Source organism: Bacillus sp. FSL K6-1003 (assembly GCF_037964945.1).
In the GTDB taxonomy this organism is placed as follows: domain Bacteria; phylum Bacillota; class Bacilli; order Bacillales; family Bacillaceae; genus Bacillus; species Bacillus mojavensis.
Genome location: NZ_CP150176.1, coordinates 2,275,211 through 2,294,848, shown reverse-complemented (window position 1 = coordinate 2,294,848; position 19,638 = coordinate 2,275,211). Strand labels below are relative to the sequence as shown.

General features: G+C 43.9%; 25 protein-coding genes and 1 riboswitch. Of the genes, 24 read left to right on the top strand and 1 reads right to left on the bottom strand.

Annotation, left to right across the window (positions count from 1 at the left end):
* Positions 1-40 precede the first annotated feature (40 nt).
* The 17 genes from NSU16_RS11605 to lysA all read left to right on the top strand — a co-directional run bounded on the left by NSU16_RS11605 (position 41) and on the right by lysA (position 12,820).
* Positions 41-268, top strand: a complete 228-nt coding sequence (locus NSU16_RS11605) for a YqzK family protein (RefSeq protein WP_010334808.1) — start codon at positions 41-43, stop codon at positions 266-268.
* A gap of 7 nt (positions 269-275) precedes the next feature.
* Complete coding sequence (gene xerD / locus NSU16_RS11600) at positions 276-1,166, top strand: site-specific tyrosine recombinase XerD (RefSeq protein WP_010334807.1); 891 nt, start codon at positions 276-278, stop codon at positions 1,164-1,166.
* A gap of 159 nt (positions 1,167-1,325) precedes the next feature.
* Entirely contained in the window at positions 1,326-2,510 is a 1,185-nt protein-coding gene (gene deoB, locus NSU16_RS11595) for a phosphopentomutase (RefSeq protein ID WP_339190901.1), read from the top strand.
* A gap of 12 nt (positions 2,511-2,522) precedes the next feature.
* Positions 2,523-3,338 carry a purine nucleoside phosphorylase I, inosine and guanosine-specific gene (locus NSU16_RS11590; protein ID WP_029441353.1) on the top strand — a complete coding sequence of 272 codons (816 nt, stop codon included), beginning with the start codon at positions 2,523-2,525 and terminating at the stop codon, positions 3,336-3,338.
* A 2-nt stretch (positions 3,339-3,340) separates the two neighbouring features.
* Positions 3,341-3,493, top strand: coding sequence for a hypothetical protein (locus NSU16_RS11585; protein ID WP_024121927.1), 153 nt, complete (start codon positions 3,341-3,343; stop codon positions 3,491-3,493).
* Position 3,494: 1 nt separating this feature from the next.
* On the top strand, positions 3,495-4,664 hold the full coding sequence (locus tag NSU16_RS11580; protein WP_010334805.1) for a D-alanyl-D-alanine carboxypeptidase family protein: 1,170 nt from the start codon (positions 3,495-3,497) through the stop codon (positions 4,662-4,664).
* A 95-nt stretch (positions 4,665-4,759) separates the two neighbouring features.
* A complete protein-coding gene (spoIIAA, locus tag NSU16_RS11575; RefSeq protein ID WP_010334804.1) occupies positions 4,760-5,113 on the top strand; it encodes an anti-sigma F factor antagonist in 354 nt (117 codons plus the stop codon).
* Entirely contained in the window at positions 5,110-5,550 is a 441-nt protein-coding gene (gene spoIIAB / locus NSU16_RS11570; RefSeq protein WP_010334803.1) for an anti-sigma F factor, read from the top strand. Before spoIIAA ends, spoIIAB begins: the two co-directional genes overlap by 4 nt.
* Before the next feature lie 11 nt (positions 5,551-5,561).
* A complete protein-coding gene (gene sigF / locus NSU16_RS11565; protein WP_010334802.1) occupies positions 5,562-6,329 on the top strand; it encodes an RNA polymerase sporulation sigma factor SigF in 768 nt (255 codons plus the stop codon).
* Between the two features lie 127 nt (positions 6,330-6,456).
* Entirely contained in the window at positions 6,457-7,077 is a 621-nt protein-coding gene (gene spoVAA / locus NSU16_RS11560) for a stage V sporulation protein SpoVAA (RefSeq protein ID WP_106020337.1), read from the top strand.
* Complete coding sequence (gene spoVAB, locus NSU16_RS11555; protein WP_010334800.1) at positions 7,067-7,492, top strand: stage V sporulation protein SpoVAB; 426 nt, start codon at positions 7,067-7,069, stop codon at positions 7,490-7,492. The genes spoVAA and spoVAB overlap by 11 nt, the downstream gene beginning before the upstream one ends.
* A gap of 12 nt (positions 7,493-7,504) precedes the next feature.
* Positions 7,505-7,957: a stage V sporulation protein AC gene (gene spoVAC, locus NSU16_RS11550; protein WP_010334799.1), complete on the top strand. Its 453-nt coding sequence runs from the start codon at positions 7,505-7,507 to the stop codon at positions 7,955-7,957.
* A gap of 12 nt (positions 7,958-7,969) precedes the next feature.
* A complete protein-coding gene (spoVAD, locus tag NSU16_RS11545) occupies positions 7,970-8,986 on the top strand; it encodes a stage V sporulation protein AD (RefSeq protein ID WP_010334798.1) in 1,017 nt (338 codons plus the stop codon).
* The gene (spoVAE, locus tag NSU16_RS11540) at positions 8,987-9,337 is read left to right on the top strand and encodes a stage V sporulation protein AE (RefSeq protein WP_003230467.1); all 351 of its coding nucleotides are present in this window, start codon (positions 8,987-8,989) and stop codon (positions 9,335-9,337) included.
* A gap of 7 nt (positions 9,338-9,344) precedes the next feature.
* Positions 9,345-9,962, top strand: coding sequence for a stage V sporulation protein SpoVABEA (spoVAEA, locus tag NSU16_RS11535; RefSeq protein ID WP_010334797.1), 618 nt, complete (start codon positions 9,345-9,347; stop codon positions 9,960-9,962).
* Positions 9,907-11,394 (top strand): spore germination protein SpoVAF, encoded by a 1,488-nt coding sequence (gene spoVAF / locus NSU16_RS11530; protein ID WP_010334796.1) that lies wholly within the window; start codon positions 9,907-9,909, stop codon positions 11,392-11,394. The genes spoVAEA and spoVAF overlap by 56 nt, the downstream gene beginning before the upstream one ends.
* A 106-nt stretch (positions 11,395-11,500) precedes the next feature.
* Complete coding sequence (gene lysA, locus NSU16_RS11525) at positions 11,501-12,820, top strand: diaminopimelate decarboxylase (protein WP_010334795.1); 1,320 nt, start codon at positions 11,501-11,503, stop codon at positions 12,818-12,820.
* Between the two features lie 31 nt (positions 12,821-12,851).
* Here the strand turns inward: lysA and NSU16_RS11520 are convergent, their stop codons facing one another.
* On the bottom strand, positions 12,852-13,724 hold the full coding sequence (locus tag NSU16_RS11520) for a DUF1002 domain-containing protein (protein WP_059336647.1): 873 nt from the start codon (positions 13,722-13,724) through the stop codon (positions 12,852-12,854).
* Positions 13,725-13,983: 259 nt separating this feature from the next.
* Between NSU16_RS11520 and NSU16_RS11515 the strand changes: the two genes are divergently transcribed.
* From NSU16_RS11515 to NSU16_RS11485, 7 genes are all read left to right on the top strand, one after another.
* Positions 13,984-14,415, top strand: coding sequence for a peptidylprolyl isomerase (locus NSU16_RS11515; protein ID WP_003223931.1), 432 nt, complete (start codon positions 13,984-13,986; stop codon positions 14,413-14,415).
* Between the two features lie 364 nt (positions 14,416-14,779).
* Positions 14,780-14,986 carry a zinc ribbon domain-containing protein gene (locus NSU16_RS11510; RefSeq protein ID WP_010334793.1) on the top strand — a complete coding sequence of 69 codons (207 nt, stop codon included), beginning with the start codon at positions 14,780-14,782 and terminating at the stop codon, positions 14,984-14,986.
* Between the two features lie 155 nt (positions 14,987-15,141).
* The gene (lepB, locus tag NSU16_RS11505; protein ID WP_010334792.1) at positions 15,142-15,696 is read left to right on the top strand and encodes a signal peptidase I; all 555 of its coding nucleotides are present in this window, start codon (positions 15,142-15,144) and stop codon (positions 15,694-15,696) included.
* A 237-nt stretch (positions 15,697-15,933) separates the two neighbouring features.
* The gene (locus NSU16_RS11500) at positions 15,934-16,278 is read left to right on the top strand and encodes a hypothetical protein (protein WP_268449487.1); all 345 of its coding nucleotides are present in this window, start codon (positions 15,934-15,936) and stop codon (positions 16,276-16,278) included.
* Between the two features lie 119 nt (positions 16,279-16,397).
* A riboswitch (FMN riboswitch) is annotated at positions 16,398-16,543 on the top strand.
* Between the two features lie 129 nt (positions 16,544-16,672).
* Entirely contained in the window at positions 16,673-17,758 is a 1,086-nt protein-coding gene (gene ribD / locus NSU16_RS11495; protein ID WP_339190896.1) for a bifunctional diaminohydroxyphosphoribosylaminopyrimidine deaminase/5-amino-6-(5-phosphoribosylamino)uracil reductase RibD, read from the top strand.
* 10 nt (positions 17,759-17,768) lie between these two features.
* Positions 17,769-18,416: a riboflavin synthase subunit alpha gene (gene ribE, locus NSU16_RS11490; RefSeq protein WP_229147008.1), complete on the top strand. Its 648-nt coding sequence runs from the start codon at positions 17,769-17,771 to the stop codon at positions 18,414-18,416.
* 14 nt (positions 18,417-18,430) lie between these two features.
* Entirely contained in the window at positions 18,431-19,627 is a 1,197-nt protein-coding gene (locus NSU16_RS11485; RefSeq protein WP_168748151.1) for a bifunctional 3,4-dihydroxy-2-butanone-4-phosphate synthase/GTP cyclohydrolase II, read from the top strand.
* The last annotated feature ends 11 nt before the right edge of the window (positions 19,628-19,638 follow it).

Below are 19,638 nucleotides of genomic sequence, written 5' to 3'. Positions count from 1 at the left end.
TTTAAATAACAGGAACCATAGAGAAAGGATCGATTGGGACATGGGAAGATTCCTAAAAACGGCTGTTGACACATTGAAGGTTTTTATACTGTTCACAGGTTTTACCGCTCTCTTCTATTATGCTATGATATGGGTAAATCAAGAGTATGAAAACTATCATCGGTACGATAAACCGGAAGGCTCTGCTGTAAAAGTTGTTGAAATGGATGCAGAAGAAAAAGGCGGATGGTTCGACCGGTTAATCTTTTTTTACCAAAACGGGGAGTAGATCTAGAGTGAAAGATCAAATAAAGGATTTCATCCACTACGTCATGGTAGAGAGAGGGCTTTCTCAAAATACGGTCGTATCCTATGAGCGTGACTTGAAAAGCTATTCTCTTTATTTAACAGAAACCCTTCATGTCAACAATTGGAACGATGTGACCCGTATACATATTATCCAATATTTGAAGCACTTGAAGGAGTCGGGGAAATCCGGAAAGACTTCAGCGCGGCATTTGGCATCGATTCGCTCTTTTCATCAATTTTTGCTTAGGGAAAAGGTGACGGACAAAGACCCTTCCGTACATATCGAAACACAAAAAACGGAACGGGTGCTTCCAAAGGTGCTGGCGCTGAACGAGGTTGAACGGCTGTTGGACACGCCTAAGCTTACGAGCCCTTTTGGCTATCGGGATAAAGCGATGCTGGAGCTGCTTTATGCCACAGGTATCCGGGTCAGTGAAATGATCGAATTGAAAACGACGGATGTCCATTTGTCAATGGGATTTGTCCGCTGCTTCGGAAAAGGGAGGAAAGAGCGGATTGTGCCGATCGGTGAAACCGCTGCTTCTGCTATTGAAGAATATATAACGAAAGCCCGCGGGAAATTGCTAAAGAACAAAGTGTCTGACGCTCTCTTTTTAAATCATCACGGAAAGCAGATCAGCCGCCAAGGGTTTTGGAAAAATCTGAAGAAAATCGCGCTCGAAGCCGGAATCAAAAAAGAGCTCACCCCGCATACACTCAGGCATTCCTTTGCAACGCATTTGCTTGAAAACGGGGCTGATTTAAGAGCGGTGCAGGAAATGCTGGGCCATGCGGATATATCTACGACGCAAATCTATACGCATGTGACGAAAACAAGGCTGAAGGATGTGTACAAGCAGTACCATCCGCGCGCCTAGCCGCAGCGGGCTGCGGCTTTTTTCTTTAGGACCGACAGAAAATAATGAAGTTTCTCATTATTTTCAAATGCATTGTCAACGGGAATGAAAACGATTTATACTTGAGTTGTCAGACCTCTAGGAGATACAATAGACGTATAAAAAAAGGAGGCTTTTAGGATGCCTGCATACAAATATAATCGTGTGTTTTTAATCGTAATGGATTCAGTCGGAATTGGCGAAGCGCCAGATGCCGCCGACTTTAATGACGTAGGCGCCAATACGCTCGGGCATATTGCTGAGCACATGAACGGACTACATATGCCGAATATGGCAAAACTCGGCCTTGGTCTTATTGGTGATATCAAGGGCGTTGAAAAATCAGAACAGCCGCTCGCGTACTATGGAAAAATGCAAGAAGCGTCAAACGGCAAAGATACAATGACAGGCCATTGGGAGATCATGGGCTTATACATTGATAAGCCGTTTAAAGTGTTCCCGGAAGGCTTTCCTGATGAGCTGCTTCAGGAGCTGGAAAAAAGGTCGGGCCGCAAAATTATCGGAAACAAGCCGGCTTCTGGCACAGCTATTTTGGATGAACTCGGTGAAGAGCATATGGAGACAGGCGCTTTAATTGTGTACACTTCAGCTGACTCTGTACTGCAAATTGCCGCTCACGAAGAAGTCGTTCCGCTTGAAGAACTGTACAGCATTTGTGAAACGGCGAGAGAACTGACGCTTGATCCGAAATATATGGTAGGCCGCATAATCGCACGGCCGTTCGTCGGCGAGCCGGGACATTTCAAACGGACGCCAAACCGCCACGACTATGCGCTTAAGCCGTTTGACCGCACTGTGATGAATGAATTGAAAGACAGCGGCTTAGATGTCATTTCAATCGGAAAAATCTCTGATATTTATGATGGTGAAGGAATTACGTCTTCCCGCAGAACGGTATCCAATATGGACGGAATGGACAAAGTGGTTGACACGCTCGGAGAAAACTTTACGGGTCTGAGCTTTGCAAACCTTGTTGATTTTGACGCCTTATACGGCCATCGCCGTGATCCGGAAGGCTACGGACGCGCGCTTGAAGAATTTGATGCTCGTCTTCCTGAAGTATTCGAAAAAATGAAAGATGATGATCTGTTAATCATTACAGCCGACCACGGCAATGATCCGATTCATCATGGAACAGACCATACACGCGAGTATGTGCCGATTCTTGCATACAGCAAAAAACATAAGAAAGCGCAAATGCTGCCGCTTGCAGATACATTTGCTGATATCGGTGCAACCATCGCGGATAATTTTCAAACAAAAAAACCGAAATATGGTAAAAGCTTTTTATCTTTATTACAATAGGGGGACTGTTTCTTGAAAGACAGAATCGAACGCGCAGCCGCTTTTATTAAGCAAAACTTGCCTGAATCACCGAAGATCGGCCTTATTCTAGGCTCAGGTCTTGGTATTTTGGCTGATGAAATCGAAAATCCTGTTAAGTTAAAATATGAGGATATCCCGGAATTCCCGGTATCAACGGTTGAGGGACACGCCGGACAGCTTGTGCTTGGCACACTTGAGGGAGTTAGTGTCATCGCCATGCAGGGCCGCTTTCATTTCTATGAAGGCTATTCAATGGAAAAAGTCACTTTTCCTGTTCGCGTCATGAAAGCGCTTGGTGTCGAGGCTTTGATCGTGACAAATGCGGCAGGGGGCGTAAACACTGAGTTCCGTGCGGGAGACTTAATGATCATTACAGACCACATCAACTTTATGGGGACAAACCCATTAATCGGGCCAAACGAAGCAGATTTCGGCGCCAGATTTCCTGATATGTCGTCAGCCTATGATAAAGATCTTTCCAGCCTGGCTGAAAAAATGGCGAAAGACCTTAACATTCCAATTCAAAAAGGTGTGTATACTGCTGTGACAGGTCCTTCCTACGAAACACCGGCAGAAGTGCGCTTTTTAAGAACGATGGGCTCTGATGCAGTCGGCATGTCTACCGTACCGGAAGTAATTGTGGCAAACCATGCGGGTCTCCGTGTACTCGGCATTTCCTGCATTTCAAACGCAGCAGCCGGAATTTTGGATCAGCCTTTATCTCACGATGAGGTCATGGAAGTGACAGAAAAGGTGAAAGCCGGATTTTTGCAGCTTGTGAAAGCGGTAGTTGCTAAGTACGAATAAAAATGGAATTCAGAAAAAATAAGAAGACAGCTGTTTCTAATCGAAACAGCTGTCTTTTTTATGTCGAAAAAGTCCCGAAACATTTTCCAACAGTGGTGTATAAAACCATTCAGCTTGGAAAAAATAAAAAGGATTATGAAATGGAGGGCTTTTGAGATGAAACGTCTTTTATCCACTTTGTTGATTGGTATGATGCTGCTTACATTTGCACCGTCCGCATTTGCAAAACAAGACGGAAAACATACATCGGAGCTTGCTCATGAAGCCAAGTCTGCGGTGCTGATAGAACGTGATACTGGTAAAGTGCTTTACAACAAGAACAGCCGCGAGAGACTGGCGCCTGCAAGTATGACAAAAATTATGACGATGCTTTTAATCATGGAAGCCTTAGACGAAGGAAAAATCAAAATGAGTGATAAGGTCCGTACGAGCGAACATGCGGCTTCAATGGGCGGATCACAGATTTTTCTTGAACCCGGGGAAGAAATGACCGTTAAAGAAATGCTTAAGGGAATTGCGATCGCATCTGGAAATGACGCATCTGTAGCGATGGCAGAATTTATTTCAGGCTCCGAGGATGAATTTGTGAAAAAAATGAACAAAAAAGCGAAAGAGCTGGAATTAAAAGATACATCCTTTAAAAACCCGACCGGCTTGACCGAGGAAGGGCATTACAGCTCGGCTTATGACATGGCAATTATGGCTAAGGAATTATTGAAATATGAATCAATCACCAAGTTTACAGGTACGTATGAGGATTATTTACGTGAAAACACAGATAAAAAGTTTTGGTTAGTGAATACAAATCGGCTTATCAAATTTTATCCTGGTGTAGACGGCGTAAAAACCGGCTATACAGGAGAAGCGAAATACTGCCTGACTGCTTCGGCTAAAAAAGGGAACATGCGGGCGATTGCCGTTGTATTCGGGGCAAGCACGCCTAAGGAAAGAAATGCGCAAGTTACAAAGATGCTTGATTATGCTTTTAGCCAATATGAGACACATCCTTTATATAAGCGAAATGAAACGGTAGCAAAAGCAAAGGTCAAAAAAGGGAAACAAAAAGTGATAGAACTCACCACTTCTGAGCCGATTTCCGTATTGACGAAAAAAGGCGAGGATATGAAACATGTGAAAAAAGAAATTAAAATGAACAACAATGTAAGCGCTCCGGTTCAAAAAGGCCAAGAGCTTGGCACGCTGGTGCTGAAAAAGGACGGAAAAGTGCTTGCAGAAAGTCCTGTCGTTGCTAAAGATGATATGGAAAAAGCCGGATACTTAACGTTTTTAAAAAGGGCGATGGGAGATTGGACAAAATTTAAGTAATTATGCCGAATGATCACTAGTTTTGTCACGGTGAAGGAATTCATTCCCCCGAAATCGAAACACTCATTATCCGATCATATCAAGGAGGAATGAGCATGAGCCTTGGAATTGACATGCATGTCAAAGAATCAGTGCTTTGTATTCGATTAACAGGCGAACTCGATCACCATACGGCTGAAACGCTGAAACAAAAAGTAACGGAATCATTGGAAAAGGATGATATTCGTCATATCGTGCTGAATCTGGAGGACCTTTCCTTTATGGACAGTTCGGGGCTTGGCGTTATTTTAGGCAGATACAAACAAATTAAGCAAATTGGCGGGGAAATGGTCGTTTGCGCCATCTCTCCGGCAGTGAAACGGCTGTTTGATATGTCTGGCCTGTTTAAAATTATTCGCTTTGAACAATCTGAGCAGCAGGCACTGCTCACACTGGGGGTGGCATCATGAAAAATGAAATGCACCTTGAATTTTCCGCCCTCAGCCAAAATGAATCGTTTGCGCGTGTGACAGTTGCTTCATTTATTGCACAGCTTGACCCGACCATGGATGAACTCACCGAGATCAAAACTGTGGTATCAGAAGCGGTGACGAATGCCATCATCCATGGCTATGAAGAAAATGGTGATGGAAAAGTATATATCTCGGTGACGCTGGAAGATCATGTCGTATATATGACCATCCGTGATGAAGGGCTCGGCATTACAGATCTGGAAGAAGCCCGCCAGCCTTTATTCACGACAAAGCCTGAGCTGGAGCGTTCTGGAATGGGCTTTACCATTATGGAAAACTTCATGGATGATGTCAGTATCGATTCATCACCCGAAATGGGGACGACGATTCGCTTAACAAAGCACTTATCAAAAAGCAAAGCGCTTTGTAATTAAGGAGATTTGTTATGGATGTGGAGGTTAAGAAAAACGGTAAGAACGCTCAGCTGAAGGACCATGAAGTAAAAGAATTAATCAAACAGAGCCAAGATGGCGACCAGCAGGCAAGAGACCTCCTCATAGAAAAAAACATGCGTCTTGTTTGGTCTGTCGTACAGCGGTTTTTAAACAGAGGATATGAGCCTGATGACCTCTTTCAGATTGGCTGCATCGGGCTGTTAAAATCTGTTGATAAATTTGATTTAACCTATGATGTGCGGTTCTCGACATATGCAGTGCCGATGATTATCGGCGAAATCCAGCGTTTTATCCGTGATGACGGAACTGTCAAGGTGTCAAGATCATTAAAAGAGCTTGGCAACAAAATCCGCCGAGCGAAAGATGAACTTTCAAAAACACTGGGCAGGGTGCCGACCGTACAGGAAATCGCCGAACATTTGGAAATTGAAGCTGAAGATGTCGTGCTTGCCCAAGAGGCAGTAAGAGCTCCGTCTTCGATTCATGAGACAGTTTATGAAAATGACGGAGATCCAATTACCCTTCTTGACCAAATCGCTGATCACTCAGAAGAGAAATGGTTTGACAAAATTGCGCTGAAAGAGGCCATAAGCGATTTAGAAGAAAGAGAAAAATTAATCGTCTATCTTCGGTATTATAAAGATCAGACGCAGTCAGAAGTTGCTGAGCGGCTGGGGATATCCCAGGTGCAGGTATCCAGGCTTGAAAAGAAAATATTAAAGCAGATCAAGGTTCAAATGGATCATACGGAAAGCTAGTCTGTCACTGCAGGCTGGCTTTTTGTTTTGCAAAAGCGTGGTAATTTATGGTCTTTTCAAGCGGATGAATGAGAACAAAATCGAACCACATACTACATATATAACCACCGAAAGATGGTGATCAATGATGGAACGACGACTATTTATCAGGCTTCGCCACCGAGTTTTGGCACATCCGGGGGATATCATAACGGTCGGGGATGCCGCGCAAATAGAAGGGCAGCACCTGCTGAAAAAGAAACTCTCGGCTATGCCGCTTTATCAGGTGAGCGAAAAAGATAAAAATATCGTAATTCTGGATATCATAAAAGTGCTCAAAGCCATTCATCAGCAGGATCCCACACTTGATGTTCAAACTGTGGGCGGAGCTGAAACCATTGTTGAAATTCAATATCAGAAACGGCACATATCAACTGTTCTCTTTATTGGTGTCTGGCTGTTGCTGTTTATCGGATCGTGCCTTGCCATCATGAATTTCCATGAGGATGTCAGCATGGGGGATGTTCATATTGCACTATATGAAATCATAACCGGAGAGCGGAATGACTATCCATATTTACTTCAAATCCCTTACAGCATCGGTTTGGGACTGGGGATGATTGTGTTTTTTAACCACATTTTTAAAAAGCGCCTTAATGAAGAGCCTAGCCCGCTGGAGGTTGAAATGTTTAACTATCAGCTTGATCTCGATCAATATGTGGCCATGCATGAAAATGAAGAAACAATAAAGGACCTGCATGATCGTTAGTGTATTGTTCATCATTTTTGTCGGGCTCGGCGGGGGCATCACGGTCGGGGCTGGTTTCGTGGCTTTTTTAACCGTGATGGGAATCATTCCGCGTCTGATGCAGCTCACCAAAACGATGAGATTTGTTCAAGCTTATGAAGCGGCTGTTATTCTCGGTGCGGTTTGCGGGGGATGGGAAACACTGCATATGCACCATCTCTTTTTATCAAAATGGCTTGCCGTACCGGTCGGGCTGTTGGCCGGAGTATTTGTCGGGATGCTTGCAGCCGCGCTGACAGAAGTGTTAAATGTCCTGCCGATCTTGGCTAAACGAATCGGCCTCAGAAGTAAAATCATTATTCTATTAATGGCCATTGTCATTGGGAAAATCGCGGGATCTTTATTTCATTGGCTGTATTTTATTCATCATCCATAAGGAGGTTTCAATATGACAAACATAAAAGAAAACTACAAATCAAAAGTAAAAACATATCAGCCAAAGCCGCCTTACGTATGGAACTGTGTAAAAGCCTTTCTTGTAGGCGGTTTGATCTGCATGATCGGGCAAGGTCTGCAGAATTTTTATATCCATTTTTTTAATTTTAACGAAAAAACGGCAGGAAACCCTACAGCAGCGACGCTGATTTTATTGTCAGCATTGCTTACCGGCTTAGGTATTTATGACAGAATTGGCCAGTTTGCAGGCGCAGGATCAGCTGTACCTGTCACCGGCTTTGCCAACAGTATGGCAAGCGCGGCTCTTGAGTATAAAAGCGAAGGTTTAGTATTGGGAGTAGCGACAAACATGTTTAAACTGGCGGGAAACGTCATCGTATTTGGTGTTGTGGCTGCTTACATCGTCGGAATGATTCGGTTTGCTTTTGAGAAACTGATGTCATAGGAGGAGAAAGAAATGAAATTAACAGGAAAGCAAACCTGGGTGTTTGAGCATCCCTTATTTGTCAATGCAGCGGGAACAGCAGTAGGGCCTAAGGAAAAAGACGGTCCGCTCGGGTCTTTATATGATAAAACCTATGACGACATGCACTGTAATCAAAAAAGCTGGGAAATGGCTGAAAGGCAGCTAATGGAGGACGCCATTAATACGGCGCTGCAAAAAAACAATTTGAAAAAAGATGATATTGATCTTTTGCTTGCAGGCGATCTGTTGAATCAAAATGTCACAGCCAACTATGTGGCAAGGCATCTGAAAATCCCGTTTCTTTGCATGTTTGGCGCATGCTCAACATCAATGGAAACAGTTGCTGTTGCATCTGCCTTAGTCGACGGCGGATTTGCAAATCGGGCGATTGCTGCTACAAGCAGTCACAATGCCACGGCCGAAAGACAGTTCCGCTATCCGACGGAATACGGCGGGCAAAAACCGGATACTGCGACATCTACTGTAACTGGAAGCGGTGCGGTTGTCATCAGTCAAACACCAAGTGATATTCAAATTACAAGTGCAACTGTAGGGAAGGTGGCTGACTTAGGAATTACCGACCCGTTTGATATGGGATCAGCCATGGCTCCTGCTGCTGCTGATACCATTAAACAGCACTTTCAAGACATGAACCGCACAGCAGACGACTACGATCTTATCCTGACGGGAGACCTTTCCGGCGTCGGTTCTCCTATTGTGAAAGATATCTTGAAAGAAGAGGGATATCCGGTCGGCACTAAACATGATGATTGCGGGCTTCTAATTTATACACCGGACCAGCAGGTGTTTGCCGGAGGAAGCGGATGCGCTTGTTCCGCGGTTGTAACCTACTCACATATTTTCAAGCAGCTGCAAGAAGGAAAATTAAACCGTGTTTTCGTAGTAGCAACCGGGGCGCTGTTAAGCCCGACCATGATCCAGCAAAAACAAACCATTCCGACCATCGCACACGGGGTTGTATTTGAACGTGCAGGAGGTGCATCTTAAGTGGACTATCTTTTGGCTTTTGTTTGCGGAGGCGCTATTTGTATTGTCGGGCAGCTGCTGCTGGACATATTTAAATTGACGCCTGCCCACGTTATGACATCCTTTGTCGTCATCGGGGCGATTTTAGATGGTTTTGGCATTTACGATAAATTTATTGAGTTTGCTGGAGGAGGCGCCACGGTTCCGATTGTCAGCTTTGGCCACAGCCTCCTGCACGGTGCCATGCACCAGGCACATATACACGGATTTATCGGAATCGGTATGGGGATATTCGAACTGACATCTGCCGGTATCTCAGCAGCCATTCTATTCGCCTTTATCGTTGCTGTTATTTTTAAACCGAAAGGATAATGCCGAGATGACGACAAAACGCAAGGTCATTCTGGTAACAGACGGAGATGTGTATGCCGCTAAAACAATTGAATACGCCGCAAGACGAGTTGGAGGGAGATGTATTTCTCAATCAAAAGGCAATCCCTCCACCCGCAGCGGTGCCGAGCTTGTCAGGCTGATTACATCAGCGCCGTATGACCCTGTATTTGTCATGTTTGACGACTCCGGCCTTCAAGGAGAGGGACCGGGAGAAACCGCTCTGACCTATGTGGCCACCCATCCGGCAATTGAAGTGCTCGGTGTGATTGCGGTAGCGTCTAAAACCCATCAGGCTGAGTGGACTAGGGTTGACGTAAGCATTGACCGCAATGGAGAGATAACAGAATACGGCGTGGATAAAATCGGAGAGAGGGAATTTGATGAACACAGAATGAACGGAGATACGGTTTATTGCCTTGATAAACTTGATCTGCCGCTTATCGTCGGTATCGGGGATATTGGCAAAATGGGCAGGAAAGACGATATCTCGAAAGGTTCGCCAATCACCATGAAAGCGGTCGAGTTTATTTTAGAAAGGAGCGGGTATCATGCCGGACAAAAAGGAAGAGAAAATCCGGGTTTATCGGAATCCGGACAAAAATGAAGCTTATTTTAAAAATCGCGTCGGAATGGGTATCAGCTATGATGTAGGTGTTCGCAAGCTTACCATTTTAGACAGAGAAGTTCAGCTTTACTATTTGAATGGATTATGTGACACTGCCTTTATCATTCACTTAATGAGAGAGCTTGTTGCGATTAACAACCGGACAGGAAAAGAGGACCCTGAAGAGCTGGTCGATATCGTTGAAAACAGGCTGCTCAACGCTCAGGTCGAAAAAGTAAAAACGCTGGATGAAACCACCGACCAAGTGCTGTCCGGGTTAGTCGCAGTCATTGTCGAAGATGCAGGTTTTGCTTTTATCATCGATGTCAGAAGCTATCCCGGAAGAAATCCGGAAGAACCGGATACGGAAAAGGTCGTCAGGGGGGCCAGAGACGGATTTGTTGAAAACATCGTCGTCAATACAGCGCTTCTCAGAAGACGGATCAGGGACGAACGCCTTCGTGTCAAAATGACAAAGGTTGGCGAGCGTTCAAAAACGGATCTGAGCATTTGTTATATAGAAGACATTGCAGACCCGGATCTGGTTGATATCGTGGAAAAAGAAATTGCCGCCATTGATGTAGACGGATTAACAATGGCAGACAAAACAGTCGAAGAGTTTATTATCAAACAAAGCTACAACCCGTTTCCGCTCGTCCGTTATACAGAAAGGCCCGATGTGGCGGCCAATCATGTACTTGAAGGCCATGTCGTGATTATAGTAGATACATCGCCGAGTGTGATTATAACGCCGACAACCTTATTCCATCATGTTCAGCATGCTGAGGAATACAGACAGGCTCCTTCTGTGGGAACCTTTTTAAGATGGGTGAGATTTTTCGGCATTCTTGCTTCTACTTTATTTCTTCCCATCTGGTTCCTCTTTGTTCTTCAACCGGAACTGCTGCCAGAGAATCTAAAATTTATCGGATTAAATAAAGATATGCACATCCCGATCATTCTGCAGATTTTCTTAGCTGATTTAGGAATTGAGTTTCTCAGAATGGCGGCTATTCACACACCGACCGCTTTATCTACCGCAATGGGATTAATTGCCGCGGTTCTAATCGGGCAAATTGCCATAGATGTGGGGCTGTTCTCTCCTGAAGTCATACTGTATGTCTCGCTTGCCGCTATCGGAACCTTTACAACGCCTAGTTATGAATTAAGCCTGGCAAATAAAATGGCCCGTCTTACACTTATGATATTAGTGGCACTCTTTCATGTAAAAGGGCTCGTTATAGGATTTACTGTGCTAATTATTGCCATGGCCAGCATAAAATCCCTTCAAACTCCATACTTATGGCCGCTCATTCCGTTTAACGGAAAGGCGCTGTGGCAGGTGCTGATTCGCACGGCGAAACCTGGTGCGAATGTAAGACCAAGCATTGTTCACCCAAGAAATCGCTTAAGGCAGCCTACTAATTCATAATCGCATTGAAACTGACTGAAGAGTATGATAATGTATGTCTTAATTATGAAAGGACAGTCCATAAAACTGTCCTTTTCACCCATAAGCGGAGAAAGAGGGAATGACATTGTTCTTACACGGCACTAGCAGACAAAATCAACATGGGCATTTGGAAATCGGAGGTGTAGACGCTCTCTATTTAGCTGAAACATACGGCACGCCTCTTTACGTATATGATGTGGCTTTAATACGTGAGCGTGCTAAAAGCTTTAAGCAGGCATTTACAACTGCAGGGCTGACAGCGCAAGTCGCGTATGCGAGCAAGGCATTCTCTTCTGTTGCGATGATTCAGCTTGCTGAGGAAGAAGGGCTTTCCTTAGATGTCGTGTCTGGAGGAGAACTTTACACAGCTGTTGCAGCGGGATTCCCGGCGGAGCGCATCCACTTTCACGGAAATAACAAAAGCAGGGAAGAACTGAGAATGGCACTTGAACACCGTATTGGCTGCATTGTGGTTGATAATTTCTATGAAATCTCGCTTCTTGAAGACCTGTGCAAAGAAACTGGCTACTCAATCGATGTTCTCCTGCGGATCACTCCCGGGGTAGAAGCACATACGCATGACTACATTACAACGGGACAGGAAGATTCAAAGTTTGGTTTTGACCTTCATAACGGACAAACTGAACAGGCGATTGAACAGGTTTTGCAGTCAGAACACATTCAGCTGCTGGGGGTTCATTGCCATATCGGTTCACAAATTTTTGATACAGCCGGTTTCGTGCTAGCGGCAGAAAAAATCTTCAAAAAACTTGACGAATGGAGAGAATCTTACTCATTTGTTTCAAAGGTACTGAATCTTGGGGGCGGTTTTGGCATTCGTTACACGGAAGAAGATGAACCGCTTCATGCCACTGAATATGTAGAAAAAATTATCGAAGCTGTCAAAACTAATGCAGCCCGCTATGGATTTGACATACCAGAAATTTGGATCGAACCGGGCCGCTCACTTGTAGGAGACGCAGGGACAACACTTTATACAGTCGGTTCCCAAAAAGAAGTGCCTGGTGTCCGGCAGTATGTGGCTGTTGACGGAGGAATGAACGACAATATCCGTCCGGCTCTTTATCAGGCAAAATATGAAGCCGTTACAGCTAACCGTATCGGAGAAGCGCACGATAAAACGGTATCGATTGCCGGCAAATGCTGTGAAAGCGGAGATATGCTCATTTGGGATATTGACCTGCCGGAAGTAAAAGAAGGAGATCTGCTGGCTGTTTTTTGTACAGGTGCGTATGGCTACAGCATGGCCAATAATTATAATAGAATTCCAAGGCCGGCCGTTGTATTTGTAGAAAACGGAGAGGCACATTTAGTCGTAAAACGAGAAACGTACGAGGATGTTGTGAAACTGGATCTGCCATTTAAAACGAGTGTGAAGCAATAAAAAAAGCGCCGGAAACTCGGCGCTTTTTTTATTATTTGAATATAGAAACAATCGCATTCCAGATGGAAACGAAGAAATCAATGACTTTCTGGATAAAGTTCTTGCCTTCATCCGAGTCTAAAAATTTACTAATCTTATCTTTCGCTTTATCAAGCTGGTCACCGACCTGTCCCCAGTCGATATCAACATTTTTCATTTTATTGAACAAGGATACAAGCTGATCCTTTTGGCTGTCTGTCAGTGTGACGTTTAAATCGGAAGCCGCATCATCTACTTTTTTCTCAATATCGGCTTTATTGTCAGGCACACCGTTTTTAGCAAACTCTTCTTTTATTTTTGCAATCAGCGCAGCCGCATTTTCGTCACCGATCTTGTCACCAAGCTCTGAGGTCGTCACAAGCTCTTGGTTGGCGACTTGCTTAACGTCTTCAGAAATCGCTTCGTCAGAAGAAACTTCATATGCTTTAATCAAGCCTGTCAAAGCCGCAGTACCGGACACTTCAAACGGAGCGGTAACATAAACCTTCGCGTCCTTAACGCCGGCTGTCATCAAGGCATTGAGGTACATTTCATCCGTAATGCCGCTGATATTATGTGTCTCAACATTCAATCCGGAGCCTTTTTTGGCAATGGTAATAGACGATGACGAAATCGCTCTTGAGCCAATTTGCGCGCTCGGTATATATTTTCCTAAATACTCGTGTTCTTCCTTATTGGTCACGGTTACGGTTGTGGCATTATCAGGGACATTCATTTCATCAAGCACTTTTTGCTTATCTGATTCTGACAAATTTGCGCCAAGTGTCACGATGACATCTCCGACTGCGGCATCCGCGAGACTGACTTTCGGAATCGTCAGCAGCAAAACGGCCGCTGCCAGCATTCCAATCCATATTTTTTTCAAAGCAGTTGACCTCCTTCATTTCACAAGCAGCAGTTAAAAGCTGCTTTGCGAGGACCTGAATCATGATGAAAAATACAGTTCCGATAGGTTAGACGGAAATAGAGAGGTTCAGGTTTCATTTTTATTTTGGAGAAAAGCCGGGAGAGTCGTTTTCCCAAAAAAGGTGTGGTATAATAGCCGCGACAAGGAGAGACAAGCCATAATAGATGATACATAAATCTCTCCTTTGAAAATTAAAATAAAGAAAGTGGGCATACAATTGAAAACAGGTTACTTTTTATTAGAAGACGGCAACAAAATTGAATTTGAACTTTATCCGGAAGCAGCACCGGGTACAGTTGCAAACTTTGAAAAGCTTGCAAACGAAGGGTTTTACGACGGCCTTACATTCCACCGAGTCATTCCAGGCTTCGTCAGCCAAGGCGGATGCCCGCACGGTACTGGCACAGGCGGTCCCGGATACACAATCAAATGTGAAACAGAAGGAAACCCGCACACACATGAAGCGGGCGCACTCTCTATGGCACACGCAGGAAAAGATACTGGCGGCAGCCAATTTTTCATCGTCCATGAGCCGCAGCCTCATTTAAACGGTGTTCACACTGTATTCGGCAAAGTAACAAGCGGTTTAGAATTCGCGAAAAACATGTCTAACGGTGACGTGATGAAAGAAGTTCGCGTAGAAGGCTAATAGGCAGACAGCAAGCTCCCCGATATGAGGGAGCTTTTTCTTTTCGCTTACAGCCTGATCTGGTTGTGACAGGAAACAAACAGACGTTTTCAAGGATTTCGGGATTACCAGGTAGATATAGAAGGCATTGAGAGATTCGAGTTGAATCCTATAGCTATGTTTCGATTAATTGTAAATCATAACTGTGTTCATCACCAAAACACTGATTTTGATACGCTCAAATAGGCGAGCATTCCTTGTCGTCAGATACCACCCATGGGAAAAATTTAAACAAATTTTAAAGTTGACATGTTTCATCCCAAAAGGCACTTGTAGTAAAATGAAATAATATCAATGTTATTTTTTTGAAAAGGGGCTACGTTTGATGAACAACAAGGGCTGTATAAAATGCGGAAGCACTGAAGCTGGCCAAAAAGAAATTGCCACAACCGGAACCGGATTGTCAAAGTTGTTTGATGTGCAGCATAACCGTTTTCTCGTCGTCTACTGCAAGAAATGTGGATATTCGGAGTTTTACAATAAAGAAACTTCAACTGCCGGCAATATATTGGATTTGTTCTTTGGAGGCTGATTGATTCTTCTTCCGATTTCATTAGGAAATGGGAACAAATTGATTCTGGCAGGAGAATGAATAGATGTGAAAATTCGCTTCAATGGTCCTAATGGGATTTCTTATCGATTCGTGATAACATAAATTGAAGACCGTTGTTTATTGGAGGAAATCAGTTGAAATCGGAAAACGTTTCTAGGAAAAAATCAATATTTGAATGGGCCAAAGCGATTATTATCGCAGTTGTTCTGGCATTACTCATCCGCAATTTTATTTTTGCGCCGTATGTTGTTGATGGTGAGTCCATGGAGCCTACCCTTCATGACCATGAAAGGGTATTTGTCAATATGACAGTTAAGTACATAGGCGAGTTTAAGAGAGGGGATATCATCGTGCTAAACGGGGATGATGTCCACTATGTCAAGCGGCTGATCGGCCTGCCCGGAGACACAGTCGAAATGAAAAACGACCAGCTTTATATCAATGGAAAAAAAGTGGCTGAGCCTTATTTGAAGGCAAATAAAAAGCAAGCAAAAGAAAATGGATATGACCACCTAACTGATGATTTCGGCCCAATCAAAGTGCCTGATAACAAGTATTTTGTTATGGGGGATAACCGCCGAAATTCAATGGACAGCCGAAACGGGCTTGGACTCTTTACGAAAAAACAAATTGCGGGTACGTCAAAGTTTGTTTTCTTCCCATTTAGCGACATTCGTAAAACCAACTAAGTATAAGCAGTTTCCTGAAAAGGAACTGCTTTTTTATTCTTTTTCTCATGCATCCCCTAAAACCAGAACATAAATTCGTATATCTATAGAAAAGAAATTTTTGAAGAAATGTGAAACATATTCCCGTTATGCATCGTTATATTAATAATTTACGAGAATTTACGGTTTTTTATTCATGAAAAAAAGGAATAACTCATATGAATGAATAGATTCATATTGGCTGGAGGTTTTTTTAAAATGGGAAGAATAAAAACCAAGATTACCATTCTGTTAGTACTTCTGTTTTTACTTGCAGGGGGTTATATGTACATAAATGATGTGGAACTGAAGGACGTTCCGACAGCGATTGGACAAACCTTGTCCTCCGAAGAAGAAGAGTATACAATCCAAGAATATAAAGTGACAAAAATTGACGGAACAGAATATCATGGAGAAGCAGATAACGGCACCAAGATCATCTTCAACGGAAAAAAATTAAATCAAGATTTGTCTGATATAAAAGAAGGCGATAAGATCAAGGCGTACTTCAGCAAATCAAAGCGGATCGACGGTTTAATCAAGGTTGCAAAAATAAATGATTAACTAAAAAAACACCTTTCGAACGATGGGTGTTTTTTCGATTTCTCAAATTGTAAGTTTATTTCATTGCGTACTTAAGAAAGGACCGCTATAATAGCCATTAAGGACAAATGAATAAAGATTGTATCCTTCGGGGCAGGGTGGAAATCCCGACCGGCGGTAGTAAAGCGACATGCGCTTTAGAGCCCGTGACCCGTGTGCATATGTACACGGTGGATTCAGTTTAAGCTGAAGCCGACAGTGAAAGTCTGGATGGGAGAAGGATGAAGAACCGCTATGCGAAATGTATCAACATGCATAGTGTTATTTCCTATTGCGTAAAATACCTAAAGCCCCGAATTTTTCTTACATTCGGGGCTTTTTTGACGGTAAATGAATAAAGAAGGGAGGGAAACAGATGGAAGAGTTTTATATGAAACTGGCGTTAGATCTTGCGAAGCAGGGTGAAGGACAGACCGAATCGAATCCCCTCGTGGGCGCTGTTGTGGTGAAAGACGGACAGATTGTCGGGATGGGCGCCCATTTAAAATACGGCGAAGCTCACGCAGAAGTCCATGCTATCCATATGGCAGGCGCACATGCAAAAGGCGCTGATATTTATGTCACCCTTGAACCATGCAGCCATTACGGAAAAACACCGCCTTGTGCCGAACTGATTATCAAGTCCGGGATAAAGAGAGTATTTGTCGCAATGAGAGATCCTAACCCGCTTGTGGCCGGACGGGGAATCAGCATGATAGAAGAAGCCGGCATCGAAGTAAAGGAAGGCATTCTGGCAGATCAGGCGGAACAGCTGAATGAAAAATTTCTGCATTTTATGAGGACAGGCCTCCCTTACGTCACATTAAAAGCTGCCGCAAGCCTAGACGGAAAGACAGCGACCAGTACTGGTGACAGCAAATGGATCACATCAGAAGCTGCAAGACAGGATGCTCAGCAATACAGGAAATCACATCAAAGCATTTTGGTCGGAGCAGGCACTGTGAAAGCTGATAATCCAAGCTTAACCTGCAGGCTGCCGGATGTTTCAAAACAGCCGGTCAGGGTGATACTTGATAACGAACTTTCGATTCCCGATGACGCCAATGTGATTTGCGATCTGGCAGCGCCGACTTGGATTTTCACAACAACACATGCTGATGACGACAAGAAAAAACGGTTTTCCGCTTGTGGAGTGAAAATATTTACTCTGGAAACAGATCGTATACAAATTCCCGATGTGCTGAAAATCCTTGCAGAAGAAGGCATCATGTCGGTGTATGTGGAAGGCGGGTCAGCTGTTCACGGAAGCTTCGTCAAAGCAGGCTGTTTTCAAGAAATCATCTTCTATTTTGCCCCTAAATTAATCGGAGGAACGCTTGCTCCCAGCTTAATCTCCGGTGAAGGTTTTCAATCAATGAAAGATGTCCCCTTATTACAATTCACAGATATAACCCAAATTGGCCGTGATATCAAACTGACGGCAAAACCGAAAAACGAGTAGGATGGTGACCATGTTTACAGGAATTATAGAAGAAACAGGCACAATCGAATCCATGAAAAAAGCAGGCTCTTCTATGGCCTTAACAATTAAATGCTCAAAAATATTAGAGGATGTTCACTTGGGCGACAGCATTGCAGTGAATGGCATTTGTCTGACTGTTACTGATTTCACGAAAAGCCAATTCACAGTTGATGTCATGCCTGAAACAGTCAAAGCAACGTCGCTGAACGATTTATCAAAAGGCAGCAAAGTGAATTTGGAAAGAGCGATGGCGGCAAACGGGCGATTTGGAGGCCATTTCGTTTCAGGACATGTTGACGGTACCGCAGAAATCACACGTATTGAAGAAAAAAGCAACGCAGTTTACTATGATTTGAAAATGGATCCGTCATTAACAAAAACGTTGGTTCTAAAGGGATCTATTACAGTTGACGGTGTGAGCTTAACCATTTTCGGGCTGACAGATGATACGGTGACAATTTCTTTAATACCGCACACCATCAGCGAAACGATTTTTTCCGAAAAAACGATCGGCTCCAAAGTGAATATCGAATGCGATATGATCGGAAAATATATGTATCGATTTTTGCATAAAGCCAATGAAAATAAGAACCAACAAACCATAACAAAAGCCTTCTTAAGCGAAAACGGCTTTTAGAGAGGAAGATTAGCATGTTTCATCCGATAGAAGAGGCATTAGACGCTTTAAAAAAAGGCGAAGTCATCATTGTTGTTGATGATGAAGACAGAGAAAATGAAGGAGACTTTGTGGCTCTTGCGGAGCATGCGACTCCTGAAGTGATTAACTTTATGGCGACGCACGGAAGAGGGCTGATTTGCACGCCTCTCAGTGAGGAAATCGCTGACAGGCTCGATCTTCATCCTATGGTTGAGCACAATACAGATTCCCACCACACTGCTTTTACAGTAAGCATTGACCACCGTAAGACAAAAACGGGAATCAGCGCACAGGAAAGATCATTTACTGTCAAAGCTTTGCTGGACAGCGGTTCAGTGCCGGCAGATTTTCAGCGTCCGGGGCACATTTTTCCCCTGATTGCGAAAAAGGGAGGTGTTCTGAAAAGAGCGGGCCATACAGAAGCGGCAGTCGATCTTGCTGAAGCTTGCGGTTCTCAGGGAGCAGGCGTCATTTGCGAAATTATGAATGAAGACGGAACGATGGCAAGAGTACCTGAGCTGATAGAAATTGCGAAAAAGCATCAATTAAAAATGATCACCATTAAAGATTTAATTGAGTACCGCTACAACTTGACAACACTTGTAGAGCGGGAAGTCGATATTACCTTGCCGACTGATTTTGGCACATTTAAGGTGTACGGATACACAAATGAGATCGACGGAAAAGAGCATGTCGCATTTGTGATGGGAGATGTGCCGTTTAATGAAGAACCAGTATTGGTCCGGGTTCATTCAGAGTGTCTCACAGGTGATGTGTTTGGGTCTCATCGCTGTGACTGCGGCCCGCAGCTTCACGCCGCGCTAACGCAAATTGCCGCAGAAGGCCGGGGAGTGCTTTTGTATCTCCGCCAAGAAGGCCGGGGCATCGGTCTAATCAATAAGTTAAAAGCCTATAAGCTTCAGGAAGAAGGATATGACACTGTAGAAGCTAATGAGGCGCTCGGCTTTTTGCCTGATTTGCGCAATTACGGCATTGGTGCTCAAATTTTACGCGATCTCGGCGTGCGGAATATGAAGCTTTTGACGAATAATCCGCGGAAAATTGCCGGACTTGAAGGCTATGGACTCAGCATTACAGAAAGAGTGCCACTTCAAATGGAGGCCAAAGAGCATAACAAAAAATATTTGCAAACAAAGATGAACAAACTAGGTCATTTACTTCATTTCTAATAACAAAAATC

Excerpts from the sequence above, each read along its gene's own strand:
- NSU16_RS11605 (WP_010334808.1), top strand. The coding sequence starts at position 41 with ATGGGAAGATTCCTAAAAACGGCTGTTGACACATTGAAGGTTTTTATA.
- deoB (WP_339190901.1), top strand. The coding sequence starts at position 1,326 with ATGCCTGCATACAAATATAATCGTGTGTTTTTAATCGTAATGGATTCA.
- NSU16_RS11585 (WP_024121927.1), top strand. The coding sequence starts at position 3,341 with ATGGAATTCAGAAAAAATAAGAAGACAGCTGTTTCTAATCGAAACAGC.
- NSU16_RS11580 (WP_010334805.1), top strand. The coding sequence starts at position 3,495 with ATGAAACGTCTTTTATCCACTTTGTTGATTGGTATGATGCTGCTTACA.
- spoIIAA (WP_010334804.1), top strand. The coding sequence starts at position 4,760 with ATGAGCCTTGGAATTGACATGCATGTCAAAGAATCAGTGCTTTGTATT.
- spoIIAB (WP_010334803.1), top strand. The coding sequence starts at position 5,110 with ATGAAAAATGAAATGCACCTTGAATTTTCCGCCCTCAGCCAAAATGAA.
- sigF (WP_010334802.1), top strand. The coding sequence starts at position 5,562 with ATGGATGTGGAGGTTAAGAAAAACGGTAAGAACGCTCAGCTGAAGGAC.
- spoVAA (WP_106020337.1), top strand. The coding sequence starts at position 6,457 with ATGGAACGACGACTATTTATCAGGCTTCGCCACCGAGTTTTGGCACAT.
- spoVAB (WP_010334800.1), top strand. The coding sequence starts at position 7,067 with ATGATCGTTAGTGTATTGTTCATCATTTTTGTCGGGCTCGGCGGGGGC.
- spoVAC (WP_010334799.1), top strand. The coding sequence starts at position 7,505 with ATGACAAACATAAAAGAAAACTACAAATCAAAAGTAAAAACATATCAG.
- spoVAD (WP_010334798.1), top strand. The coding sequence starts at position 7,970 with ATGAAATTAACAGGAAAGCAAACCTGGGTGTTTGAGCATCCCTTATTT.
- spoVAEA (WP_010334797.1), top strand. The coding sequence starts at position 9,345 with ATGACGACAAAACGCAAGGTCATTCTGGTAACAGACGGAGATGTGTAT.
- spoVAF (WP_010334796.1), top strand. The coding sequence starts at position 9,907 with ATGCCGGACAAAAAGGAAGAGAAAATCCGGGTTTATCGGAATCCGGAC.
- NSU16_RS11510 (WP_010334793.1), top strand. The coding sequence starts at position 14,780 with ATGAACAACAAGGGCTGTATAAAATGCGGAAGCACTGAAGCTGGCCAA.
- NSU16_RS11500 (WP_268449487.1), top strand. The coding sequence starts at position 15,934 with ATGGGAAGAATAAAAACCAAGATTACCATTCTGTTAGTACTTCTGTTT.
- ribD (WP_339190896.1), top strand. The coding sequence starts at position 16,673 with ATGGAAGAGTTTTATATGAAACTGGCGTTAGATCTTGCGAAGCAGGGT.
- ribE (WP_229147008.1), top strand. The coding sequence starts at position 17,769 with ATGTTTACAGGAATTATAGAAGAAACAGGCACAATCGAATCCATGAAA.
- NSU16_RS11485 (WP_168748151.1), top strand. The coding sequence starts at position 18,431 with ATGTTTCATCCGATAGAAGAGGCATTAGACGCTTTAAAAAAAGGCGAA.